This window comes from Paenibacillus sp. NPDC057934 (assembly GCF_042887565.1).
Taxonomy (GTDB): domain Bacteria; phylum Bacillota; class Bacilli; order Paenibacillales; family Paenibacillaceae; genus Paenibacillus_AQ.
The window spans coordinates 852339-864282 of record NZ_JBHVPB010000001.1; the positions used below are offsets into that span (position 1 = coordinate 852339).

Below are 11944 nucleotides of genomic sequence, written 5' to 3' on the forward strand. Positions count from 1 at the left end.
TTTGTATAGATTACTTCATTTTAGAAATACCGCCGCTGATCAGGTTCACTTTGATATCAATCTTGTCAATGCTGTTCGAATCGAGTGGTAATTGCCCCTTATCATTTAACTTGTGCCACTCTTTTGCATGGTCACGATAGAATATGTTCGATAGTCCATATACATCGGCACCGATCTCTAAACCTTTGGTGTAAGTCTTCATAATTTGATCATTAATCTCTTCTGCAGCTTTCAGTTCAAGCTTTTTCCTACTTAGAGTTGTGCTGATCTCAGGAAGGGTGGCCTGCATAGACAATTTTATCTCGAAGACAGGTTTGCCATTCTTCAGCCTGGGACGAATGGATGATTTAATTTTGTTCATGACCAACAAAGCGAGTACGTCGTTTTGTTCATCCTTGATAACCAGAGGCGTTCTTATCGTATTTTTTTCAAGCCATCTATTCCCTAAAACATCGTTATCCTTCAAGCAACCCCGAAATTGCTGGTTCTGCAGAAAACAAATTCCCTTCATGCTAATATTGGGTGAAGACGCTTTGTTACTTGTCCAGGCTGGTATAATTTCCAGATAAGGTAGTTGAACCGTTTCAGCTTTTTCTCTCCACTTCCAAATAAACTTGTAGAGATACATCGGAGCGATGATAGAACTCTGTTCATATATTCGCATAGGACTGTTAAGCTGCGAGTAGATTACCGATAAATCGGCGATTGACGTCGTATTCAGCACTTTATCAATGGGATCACTAGTCCCCATGGTCCAAACGGTATAACGAAATTCATAGTATCGATCCCACACTTCCAATACCTGGTTTACAACCTCTCTCTTCTTTAGCGCTGCTTCACTAAAAACGAGTGTCTTCACATTACTCCAGACAATTCTTTGCGGGCTAGTCGCGTACAAATTGAAAATCGCAGTATCAAAGGACTCCCCGTCAGCTTTTCCTATATATGTTTTCTGTTCCTGGGCTTGACCTGCCTCTTTCTTGGCGATGCCACTAAAGTTAACCATTTGGATATAAACAACAACCTTGTTATCTACATAATCGACTCCGAGTGTATTCACATAGATCATGTGCTCAATTTCCTTGGCTCCCCAACAACCTGTAAGGAGTGTGGAAAGCAGTGCAGGTATAAGAATGCATCGGATTATTTTCATTATCGTTCTCGTCCTTTAATCCCCGTATTGTCAGTTAATCTTCTCTTTCCCCATGGCATTCTGAAAAAAACCTTATACCATTCCTTAAACTGCGGCGGGGATAGAGGAGAAAGGTAGTAGGTCCCGAAAGAACGTAAATTGACCATAAAGAGGATCAGTGCAAGCAGACAAGTCATCGTTCCAAACAATCCAAGAAACCCGCTAATGATGAGCACGGCAACCCGAAACAAGCTAACAACGCTAACTAATGACTGATTTACTAATGTAAAGGTAGCAAGTACTGAAATGGCGATAACCACAATCGTACCTGGACCTGCAATTCCAGCAGAAATGGCCGCCTGACCAATAATCAGACCACCCACCACCGACAAGGTCTGGCCAAAAGCGGAAGGCAACCGCATGCCCGCTTCCCGGAAAATTTCAAACAAAATAAGCATGACAATGGCCTCTAAAGGAGCGGGAAGAGGCACTCCCTGTCTGGAGTTGACTAAGGTTGCAAGCAATGTAAAAGGGATTTGATCCTGGTGAAACGTAGTGATTGCAATCCAAAAACCCGGTAAAAACAAGGAAAGCAACACTCCGAATACTCTTAATAACCTCGAAAAAGCAACAAAGAAATTCACCATATGTGCATCTTCCGAAGTGTTGAGCAAAAAGTTAAAGGTCACCGGCGCCATAATTACAGTAGGTGAACCATTAGTTACAAGTACAAATTTACCATGAAGAAGCGAATTTGCTGCATAGTCAGGTCTTCCTGTGTAAGTGAATAATGGAAATAACGAAAATGGGGTCAGACTCTCTTCAAGCTGGGTACTGCTAATCAGTCCTTTGATTTGAATAGTAGCCAGCTTTGTCTGTATTAATTGTAAAACATGAGGTTTAATCGTGTCCTTGAGATATAAGAGATGAACTTTGGTAGCAGTTTGGGTTCCAATCGTGAATTCTTCAACCGCTAATAATTCGGTTTGGAGTCTTTTTCGAATAAGGGCAATATTGGTGAATGATTCTTCTGTAAAGCCATCTTTCGGCCCCCTGGTTGACACTTCCGTGTTTGGCTCCTCAGGCTGACGTTTAGGTGGATCAGCCAATTTCACAGTGTATAACTGATTCGAAGGTGTAAATATCAGAAGAAGATCACCGCCTAGCACGGTTTCTTTCATCGATTGTTCGATCCCATCCATGGGCAGAGAAGTCATATGAAACGGAACCTTCTGCTGAAGAGCAAGCTCATCCGATGAAAGGATAGGTTCCGGGATATCTTTTAATGCGGGTATGATGGATTGCTCCACTTTGACTACATCACACAATCCCTGACAATAAACCAGCTGTACGGCATAATCCGAGTTAGACAAAGAGAGGTTCATTCTCAAGATATCTGAACTTGTCCCAAATAATGTCGTAGCAACATCCTCGATTTTTTTGGAATCCTTGTGCTCTTGCCCCGTCATGATGCTGCTTTCCCCTTTCGATGAGCGAAGCTAATCAACCCCGCAATAATTACAGAAAAAATCAGCACCCCCCATAAGGAAAAGGGCAGTACGTAGGAAGATAACAATTTCAGGAAAAATTGATCACTAAAAGGGATAGCTGTGAACACTACAATCATTAAAAAAATGCCCCCAAGTACCCACATCTTCATTTTTTTGCTTCGAATTTGGAATATGTCGAGAATAAGGAATAGGGTCAGGGAAATCCTCAGAAAAGCACCGCTGAACCATTGATAAACACTAAAAAAGTCCAAATGCTCAATGTAACTGCCAATCGTCAATAGTCTCCATTCTTCATAGGCAGGAAATCTGAGTTTACCTGCCTCATCCGGACCAAATTCAACAATTGCTCCAATAATTGGCCCCATGGTGAGACCCAAAATAAGCAGGATCATAATCAGAAATGAAATATAGGAGAGCCGAGATTTGATGTGATGCTGCATAAATAGAAGCATGATGACCTCAACAAAACCTGCTCCAACGTAGAGGGTCCCGTTCCAGACGGGTTGTATGCCATGCTCAAGTATCGGTTTTAACAAGGAATAATCTTTATGGGTTGTGTTAGAGAACATTATAAAAAAGCCCAATATAACAACAAAAGGCAATAAAATGCTGGCGGTATTCGCGAGGGAATGAATGCCTAAATAAGCATTGATAACAGAAATAGTAAGCAAGATGAATGTAAGTACCAGTATGGGGGTCTCCGGGGAGAAGGTGAGATGCACCCAATATACGGTGTCCCTGGTTGTAAGCATGCAGATCACAAACAAATATACGCCAGCGAACACGGCAAGAATACGGCCAACGAAGGGATGATACGCTTTGGCCAGCCATGCGAATAAATGTTGTTTCTTAATTTTAGTACTGCTAATATGCAGAATAAAAATCCAGACTAGCGCACATGCGCCTGCCAACAGTACCGAGATCCAAGCGTCCCGCTTTGCCGCATCCAGCAGGATAGGAATGATGATGACATGGTTTAGAAGGCCGGTGCTCAGCATAATAATCATGGTGGATTGAATAAACGAAATATTTGTTTTTATTTTCATCATCCTCCTAAATAAACCGGCTCATCTTCACCTTATGTTGTCATTCTTTACAATGAAATATTCTGCTAAGTCAAGAAGTCTTATAGCTTAATGTTACCCGATAAGAACAGCCCAATCACAACAACGACAGTTGCTACGATATCGAAGGAGGTCACTTGTTCATGGAGAACAACTGCTGCGAGAATGAAGCCAAATATGGGTGTCATAAACAACCAGTTGTTAGCTCTGACGGGATCTTGCTTCAACAGGAAGAACCACAGCAGCATGGTCCCGATGGAGATGACGAAAACCAACCAGATCATCGAGCCAAGGAGATGCATATCCGGTTTGAAGAAAAAGGTATCCTTTTCAAGAAAATAGGCAATGGGCAGTGATACGATACCACCGATACATAACTGCCATGTGTTGATGACGATGCTAGGCAAATCTAGATTGACCTTTTTGAAATAAACACTTCCTACTGCCATCGAGAGCATCCCAATCCCTAAAATGATCAACCCGCTTATGCTGGCTTCGCCACCTGCGATAGACGGCCAGGTCGCTATCAACAATCCGAAGGCCGCGACTAACATCCCCAGCCATTCTTTTATCGAAATGCTCCGCTTCAGCCAAAGATAGGAGAAGAAAGCAACGAGAAAAGGATTAGTAGCTACGAACAAATTAAACAAGCCCGCTGAGACATAGGTTAGCGCCCAGAAGGTCGCGCCTAAATAAATTGTCGTATTCAGGAGGCCCAGCACGATTAGCGGCAGCCATTGCCGGGGCTTCGGCCAGGGAAATTTCCTGTTCAAACCATACACATACAGAAAAAGTAGCAGTCCAGCGGAAAGAAAGCGAAATGTGGCCAATGCCAGAGGTGTTGTAGATCCCAACCCGAACTTGGTGGCTATGGCCGCAGAAGACCATAAGAATGTGAATAGTAAACCCAATACTGTCGACATGATTCTGCTCCTTCAAATGAAATGCCCAAAAACCGCGATTCACAAGCAATCACAGTTATAAGGGGAACTTGCCCATGTATTTGTACGGGTCAAGTTCATATTCATTTTAAAGGTTCTGGAGTGGACACTTTTGTCTGGATTTCAGGTTAATTATACTCCGGGCCAGATGTGGAATGCTGTTTGCGGTATTGGCTCGGGGTTATCTTTTCGATTTGCTGGAACAAACGCGTTAAGGAGGATTGATGCTCCAAGCCTACTTGAAGGGCAATCTGCAGGATGGAGTAGTTAGTCTCGCAGAGTAAATGCTTCGCTTTATTCAACCGGACTTCTTGCAGATAACTGGACGGCGTTGTCCCCGTTTCTCTAACAAACCAGTCTGAATAATATGACCGATTGTAATGTTCCAGTTCCGCCAACTGCTGCACCGATATATTCTCGTGATAATGCTCATGAATATACTGGATGGATCTAGGCTGCCGCTGGCTGATTAAATTATGCGAAATATACGGAAACAGCTCCTTAAGTGCAGAAGGAGAGGCCGATTCTTGGTTCAATTCATTCAGGATGAGATACCGGATGCCTTTCCACTTGTTGTTTAACGCGTATGTGGTACCTTTATGGTCCAGCCTACTGGATGGAATCATCACATCTGGAATATCCAAGACCAGAAATTCATTACGTACATTGGAATGAAAAGAATGATCACATTTAGGAGGGACGTACAATAATAGCTCGTCACCAAGCACATGAGTTTCAGCGCCTGCCTCAATAGCCATTTCACCCTGCAGCGGCAAAATTAATTGCGCATAGGGATGGGAGTGTGTCACCCGAGAGGCGGTATAGGTTCGTCGTTCTGCTATAAGTTCTCTATGGATGTTCATGGTAAGTTCCCCCTCGACAGTTCAACAACATGCATAATCTCCTTACTATTACTGTGGCCTAATTCTACGATGAATTCATTGATCTAGCAATCCCCGTATTTCTTTCTGTAATGACTTAGCGTGAGCAGCGGCCAGATGTAGCGGTAGCTATGATAATGGATGTAAAAGTTGCCTGGGAGGCCAGCGCCTGTTGGATAGGTAGTTTTCCAATCGTCTTCATGCATGGAGGCAATAAGCCTGCGGATGCCCTGATCTATGGCAAGTGTTGGCTTTGACTGCGTGGAGATTAGAGCATCTAATGCCCAGGCAGTCTGTGAAGGGGTGCTTTCCCCTAAAGGCACATAATGCAGAAGCCGGTCGCTATGGCAGGATTCCCCCCAGCCGCCGTCCGGGTTCTGGATGCTTAAGAGCCACTGTGCTCCTTTTTGCACGGAATCATGACTTGTCGGCACGCCGACAGCCCCCAAACCGGTTAATGCAGCCCATGTTCCATAGATATAACAAACGCCCCACCTTCCATACCATGAACCGTCTTTCTCCTGATTCTGGATCAGCCATTTACTTCCCCGTTTGATGAACTCATATCGCATATCTAGCCCAGCAAAGTTTCCAAGATACTCTAAGGTACGCCCTGTAAGATCCGCCTCGGAGGGATCAGTGGCAGCGGACTTGGCACCGTCGATGGCGAGCCATGTGAGCATTTCTTTGTTGGTGTTCTTTTCAAAAGCCGGCCAGCCGCCGTCTTTATTCTGCATGGACAGTACCCAATTCAATCCACGATTCCACGATTCCTGATACGCCCCGGATGTCCTCGACAAGCCATGAATCGCCCGTAAAGCCGCTGTCGTATCATCCACATCCGGATTGATTGTATTGGTCTCGGAAAATCCCCATCCACCCGGCTCTATGTTGTCATTATGGATGCTCCAATCTCCCGCTTTATGATGCTGTCTGGACAGCAAATAGGAAGCAGCTTGCGTAATCACCTTATGATCATCGCCTATTCGGGACTCTTGCAAAGCGTAGGCAATTAGTGCGGTATCCCACACGGTGGAGGGAGAATTTTGGATCGTTGTTTTACCTGGAGAACGGTATTGCATCGCGGTCAGTCCTTTAATGGCTTCGGTAATCAGAGGATGCTGTCGATCGTATTTCAGGGCCAGCAGGGCAAACACCATCAGAATTGTACTGGTGGCGTAGCTGTAAAGGGTGCCGTCGGATTCGATACGCTGGAGCATGAACTGTTCGGCCTTGGTCCTGGCGGCTTCATGAATAGAGCGGGGCGTGCCAATAAGTCTGCTTAGACCGGAATGAATGTCATCCTGCATCTCCTGATATTCACGTGAAATTAGCTCCTCAGCATCTACTCGTGTATCCATGAGATCTGACAGGTCGGGAGCATCAGCGGTCGTAATCGAAAAACGCCGGTCGGCCATGACAAGCATAGGGGTGAGGTGAACTCTTGAATAACCGGAGAACTCATAATAGTTAATAGGAAAATAATTTGGGAACATCAGTACTTCCAGTGGAATGAGCGAGATTGACAAAGGCCATTTGCTTTGGCCGGTAGCAGCTAGGATGGCTTTGGTTAAAATGCTGGTGACTTTTCCAAGACCACCTTTGGACTGGATATAACGCTTGGCTCGCTGGATAGGCTCATCTGTGATCTTGCTGTAACCGGAATAGAGTAGGGCGTAGTAAGCCTCTACAGAGGCGGATAAATTCCCATCCTCTTCATCAGGGTACAATCTCCAGAAACCGCCTGGCTGCTGTTCGTTAAGAATACGGTCATACAGCTGCCGGATCAGCGCCTCATTCTGCACATTCAATATCCGAAACAGAATAATGACATAAGCATCAATGATGATCCCGTTCTCAAAACAATAATGCCACGAACCGTCTTGCCGCTGCTGCTGCAACAGGAATGATGTCAGCCGGTCAATTTCCTTATCTACTGCACTAAGTACATCGCTCATTCTTGGGTTACCTCCGAAGTACATCATTTTTAGCATTATATGATACGGAGAAGGGGGAAATGAGGGAGCTTCAGCTTAATCATTAGAGGGATGTTTTTAAATAGGATAACAAAAAAGAGCTGCAAAGTTGCTAGGATGCAACCTTACAGCTCTATTCGTATTCTACGTATGAATTCGTTTATTAATTTTCGATTATGATCCGATTCAACTTGAGGTTTACCGGAGCGGCAAGGGTGTCGCCGACAGGGCATTTGCTCTCCAGAAACTGCACGAATTGTTCGACCTTCTCGGTAGGCGATGGGGTCTTTATGTAGAAGGTATAGCGAATATCGGAGTATCCTGGACGGACTTCAGAACGGTTGAAAAATCCATCGAGATCCAGATCACCTTCCACCTCGACTCTGAAATCTTCCAGCTCTACTTCAAACTTAGGAGCATAGACCCGGGCTACAATGGACTGGCAGGCGCCCAAAGAGGCAAGCAAAGCCTCTACAGGATTCATTCCCGTATCGGTACCTCCCAGGCTTTGCGGCTCGTCGATGATGAGTTCGAATTGTCTTGCCTTTGTTACGACTCTGACGCCGTCTTGCAAATGAATGTTTGAACATTTGGCATGAGGTAGGCTCCTTTTTCTGGACAATCCATAGTGTGATTGGATGCTTCGCAATATTTTAATTCCTAGTAATTAACTTTGAATAATTTGATTATAGTTCTATTGGTTACAGTCTGTCAATCCTTGAGAGATTGACGTAGTAAGCGCTGATCTTGAGGTAGATTGGTAAACCACCCAAAGAATATTGAAGATCAAAATCTTTCGACACCAATGAAAGTTGAATACATCACATTATTTGTTGACTAAAATTGCATATGTAGTTGACTTTGTCACACATTTAATTGACTAAGTCAATTAAATTGAGTAAACTATGTGTGTACAACAAGTTTGGGAGGTTTAGACATGAGTTCTGTAGACACATCCATCGTCTCTATCGTCAGAAGATTCAATCGTTTCTATACGAATGTACTTGGGTTACTTGATCAACACATATTGAACAGTGAATTTTCACTATCAGAAGCGCGGGTGCTCTTTGAAATCGAGAACACAGAAAACTGCACCGCTAAAATGCTCATTGACCAGCTAAATCTTGATGCCGGGTATTTAAGCCGGATTTTAAAACGATTTGAAAAACAAGGGATTTCCTATCGGATTAAGTCCAACGAGGATGGGCGATCTTATTATCTTTTCTTGACAGACCAAGGCAAGGATATCCTATCCAAACTGGATACCATGTCTGAGGAACAGGTTCGCCAATTGGTTAACAATTTACCAGAACAACACCAAAGACATATAAGTAAACATATGATGGCGATTGAAAATGTTCTGTCGGACAATTCACATAAGGTCCAGAATGTCCACATTCGATCTGATTTGAAGCCTGGGGATGTAGGGTTCTTGATTCACTTGCATGGCTGGGTTTATGCGAAAGAATGCGGCTATAATCATGTGTTTGAAGGATATGTTTGCAAAACCTTCTATGAATTTTTTGAAAAATACAGTCCTGATAAGGATCGATTCTGGTTTGCAGAAGTGGGCGGCGAAATCGTTGGTGCCATTGCGATCGTTGGTCATTCGTCTGAAAAAGCGCAATTAAGATGGTTTATTCTACATCCTGAATTTAGAGGAATAGGCCTTGGAAGAACATTGCTTCAGGAAGCACTGGATTATTGTAAAGAAAGAAAATATCAAACGGTCTTTCTGGAAACAACAGAAGATCAGAAAAAGGCGATACAAATGTATCAAAATGTAGGCTTCAAGAAAACTGCAGAGCGCGAAGATCATTCCTGGGGCGTGAGTCACACTGAGGAGGTCTATGAGCTTAGTCTTATATAACAAGTGTGAATTCGCTATAATAGATTCAGGGATTGAGGAAAGGAATGTTATAGTGAAGAAAGTTATCGTCATTGGATCAGGAATTCTTGGGGCTTCGACAGCCTATCAGCTAGCAAAAATGGGTGCAGAGGTCCTTATCATAGATCGCCAGGATAGCGGACAAGCTACGGACGCGGCTGCGGGCATAATCTGCCCCTGGCTCTCTCAGCGGCGCAATCAGGCGTGGTATCAGTTAGCAAAGTCCGGCGCACGTTTTTACCCCGGGTTGATTGAAGAACTCTTAAACGAAGGAGAAACCGAAACGGGTTATGCTCAAGTAGGTGCGCTTAGTATTCATCAAGATCTGGAGAAAATCGGGAAGATGGAGGAGCGTGCGCAGATACGCAAAATAGAGGCACCTGAGATCGGTGAAATTATCCGGCTTGATGAAAAAGAAACCCATGAGCTGTTCCCACTATTAGAAGAAGGTTATCATTCTGTTCAAATTAGCGGGGGAGCTCGTGTCGATGGCCGTGCACTGCGAGATGCGCTACTTCGATCCGCACAAAGAAACGGGGCTGTCCTTGTACATGGAGATGCCAAACTGCAATTTCAAGCGAACTGTATAACAGGAGCTGTTATCGGTGACCAGAGCTTTCCGGCGGATGAGGTCATTGTCTGTGCAGGGGCATGGGCTCCTGAACTGCTGCAACCTTTAGGGATTCAGTTTGAAGTTCGTTTTCAAAAAGCACAAATTATGCATCTACAGGTCGAGGACCGTCAAAATACAGGGGGCTGGCCAGTAGTCATGCCGCCATCTGACCAATACTTGCTCGCTTTTGATGGGCAGAAGATTGTGATTGGAGCGACTCATGAGAATGAGGTGGAAGGCTACGATACAAGGATAACCCCAGGGGGGATGCAGGAAATTCTGAATAAAGGGTTAGAACTGGCCCCTAGTTTAGCTAATAGTACGTTTCAGGAGGTACGAGTCGGCTTCCGACCGTTCACACCCGGTTTTCTTCCGGTGATGGGGCCTATTTCCGGCTGGGAGGGACTTATAGCGGCCAACGGGCTAGGATCGTCGGGACTTACGATGGGTCCCTTTATCGGTAACCAATTGGCGAAGATGGCACTCGGATTGGATCTGGATATTGATATCCTTGATTATGATATTGGCAAAGCTTTGAGTTAAGAATAAATTAAGAGCACTACCTAATTTTGCGAGAGCCTCCTTATCTGTACGATGTACGGGTAAGGAGGCTCTTTGCGTTGCATTGTGAACATAATATATGCATGTAAACCCAAAACAAGGTAATAATACAGTTGTTATCGGTAACAAATGGAGGACTCAAATTGAAACTTACCCGAACTCAAATGATGTGGCTTGTCTTTTGCATAAATGTTGGGCTTCCGATCTATCTGTCCGGGACGATGAAAGTCACCAAGCAGGATTCCTGGTTCAGCGTGATTCTGGCGGGTGTTGCGGGCTTTATTGTGCTGGCTCTGGCTGTCCGTAACGCAAAATATTTCCCGGGTCAGACCTTTATAGAATTCAGTCAGGAAGTGCTCGGCAAATGGGTAGGCCGGTTTTGGGTACTTCCTTATCTGGCCTTTTGGATGATTTCACTAGGGAATATCCTGCGCTCCGTCGTTGATTTTATAATCATGGCTCTATTCAAGGAAACGCCGCTTCCGGCCGTAGTTATTGTCTTGTTTGTCGTTGTTGCTTTTGCTGTAGCCACGAATGGAATCAACACCATCGCCCGCTGTGCTGAACTGATGGGACCACTCATTGTGTTGATGTTTTTGTGTATTTATATTCTGAATTTGAGCAACCTGGATTTCACATTTCTTTTCCCCATCGCTGCCGATACGAGTCCGTTAAACATGGCAAGAGGCACCTTTACGATGATGGAGATGTACGGGGACTCTTATCTGTTAGTGCTGGTCTATGGGTTCTTGAACAAACAGAAGGGGGTAACCCCAAAGATTTATGTCGGATTTACACTTGCTGTCGGCTTAATGGTCCTTACAACGACCTTTATCCTGTTAACCTTCGGACCGGGACTAGCCGCTAAAATGCAATATCCGCTCTACGAACTGGTCCGCTATATTGAAGTTGGTGAATTTCTGCAGCGGATTGAGGTGGTGATGATCGCGTTATGGGTCTGCAGTGCATTCATCAAGCTAGGGTTTTATTTATTTTGCCTCAGTTACGGGACTGCACAGTGGCTTGGGATTAAGAAATGGAAGCTGCTCATCATCCCTATTTCGGTCCTTGCCGTATGGGCAGCGGGGCTTACGACCAGTCTGCTGACGACCCGAGCGCTTCTCCTAAGGTACATTGATCCAGTCATGCTCCCGCTGCTGTACTTGATCCTCCCGGTAATCCTCTGGATTATGATTCTGCTTCACAGACGAAAACAACAGAAAGCGCAAACTGGAAGAGTCCCCCAAATCCCTAAGGTTAGCATGGGATGGAAATGGTCCGGGGTTACGCTCCTGATTCTTATGCTTAGCATGTATTACTATATGTACATTCGCTATTTCAAAGTCTAGTCACATGAATAAATAAGGATAAAGCGAG

The 11944-nt window shown here is 44.6% G+C and carries 10 protein-coding genes; 3 read left to right on the top strand and 7 right to left on the bottom strand.

All coding sequences use genetic code 11. The annotated features are described in order from the left end of the window. Window positions 1-10 precede the first annotated feature (10 nt). The 7 genes from ACFVRY_RS04085 to ACFVRY_RS04115 form a co-directional block, all read right to left on the bottom strand. Window positions 11-1153, bottom strand: coding sequence for a Ger(x)C family spore germination protein (locus tag ACFVRY_RS04085; RefSeq protein WP_387497545.1), 1143 nt, complete (start codon window positions 1151-1153; stop codon window positions 11-13). Beyond that, window positions 1153-2601, bottom strand: coding sequence for a spore germination protein (locus tag ACFVRY_RS04090; protein ID WP_387497547.1), 1449 nt, complete (start codon window positions 2599-2601; stop codon window positions 1153-1155). The genes ACFVRY_RS04085 and ACFVRY_RS04090 overlap by 1 nt, the downstream gene beginning before the upstream one ends. Then, window positions 2598-3692: a GerAB/ArcD/ProY family transporter gene (locus tag ACFVRY_RS04095; RefSeq protein ID WP_387497549.1), complete on the bottom strand. Its 1095-nt coding sequence runs from the start codon at window positions 3690-3692 to the stop codon at window positions 2598-2600. The genes ACFVRY_RS04090 and ACFVRY_RS04095 overlap by 4 nt, the downstream gene beginning before the upstream one ends. Window positions 3693-3769: 77 nt before the next feature. Further along, entirely contained in the window at window positions 3770-4630 is an 861-nt protein-coding gene (locus ACFVRY_RS04100; RefSeq protein WP_387497551.1) for a DMT family transporter, read from the bottom strand. A gap of 146 nt (window positions 4631-4776) precedes the next feature. Next, window positions 4777-5511, bottom strand: coding sequence for a helix-turn-helix transcriptional regulator (locus tag ACFVRY_RS04105; protein ID WP_387497553.1), 735 nt, complete (start codon window positions 5509-5511; stop codon window positions 4777-4779). An 83-nt stretch (window positions 5512-5594) separates the two neighbouring features. Then, the gene (gene shc / locus ACFVRY_RS04110; protein ID WP_387497555.1) at window positions 5595-7487 is read right to left on the bottom strand and encodes a squalene--hopene cyclase; all 1893 of its coding nucleotides are present in this window, start codon (window positions 7485-7487) and stop codon (window positions 5595-5597) included. Window positions 7488-7668: 181 nt separating this feature from the next. After that, on the bottom strand, window positions 7669-8127 hold the full coding sequence (locus ACFVRY_RS04115; protein ID WP_387497557.1) for an OsmC family protein: 459 nt from the start codon (window positions 8125-8127) through the stop codon (window positions 7669-7671). A gap of 315 nt (window positions 8128-8442) precedes the next feature. On the opposite strand from ACFVRY_RS04115, the gene ACFVRY_RS04120 reads away from it, so the two are divergent. From ACFVRY_RS04120 to ACFVRY_RS04130, 3 genes are all read left to right on the top strand, one after another. Then, the gene (locus ACFVRY_RS04120; protein ID WP_387497559.1) at window positions 8443-9375 is read left to right on the top strand and encodes a bifunctional helix-turn-helix transcriptional regulator/GNAT family N-acetyltransferase; all 933 of its coding nucleotides are present in this window, start codon (window positions 8443-8445) and stop codon (window positions 9373-9375) included. A gap of 52 nt (window positions 9376-9427) precedes the next feature. Continuing rightward, the gene (locus tag ACFVRY_RS04125; protein ID WP_387497561.1) at window positions 9428-10549 is read left to right on the top strand and encodes an NAD(P)/FAD-dependent oxidoreductase; all 1122 of its coding nucleotides are present in this window, start codon (window positions 9428-9430) and stop codon (window positions 10547-10549) included. Window positions 10550-10710: 161 nt separating this feature from the next. Further along, window positions 10711-11916, top strand: a complete 1206-nt coding sequence (locus tag ACFVRY_RS04130; protein ID WP_387497563.1) for a GerAB/ArcD/ProY family transporter — start codon at window positions 10711-10713, stop codon at window positions 11914-11916. Window positions 11917-11944: the final 28 nt, after the last annotated feature.

Bases quoted from the DNA above. Each gene is read 5' to 3' on its own strand.
- ACFVRY_RS04085 (WP_387497545.1), bottom strand. From the start codon at position 1,153: ATGAAAATAATCCGATGCATTCTTATACCTGCACTGCTTTCCACACTC.
- ACFVRY_RS04090 (WP_387497547.1), bottom strand. From the start codon at position 2,601: ATGACGGGGCAAGAGCACAAGGATTCCAAAAAAATCGAGGATGTTGCT.
- ACFVRY_RS04095 (WP_387497549.1), bottom strand. From the start codon at position 3,692: ATGATGAAAATAAAAACAAATATTTCGTTTATTCAATCCACCATGATT.
- ACFVRY_RS04100 (WP_387497551.1), bottom strand. From the start codon at position 4,630: ATGTCGACAGTATTGGGTTTACTATTCACATTCTTATGGTCTTCTGCG.
- ACFVRY_RS04105 (WP_387497553.1), bottom strand. From the start codon at position 5,511: ATGAACATCCATAGAGAACTTATAGCAGAACGACGAACCTATACCGCC.
- shc (WP_387497555.1), bottom strand. From the start codon at position 7,487: ATGAGCGATGTACTTAGTGCAGTAGATAAGGAAATTGACCGGCTGACA.
- ACFVRY_RS04120 (WP_387497559.1), top strand. From the start codon at position 8,443: ATGAGTTCTGTAGACACATCCATCGTCTCTATCGTCAGAAGATTCAAT.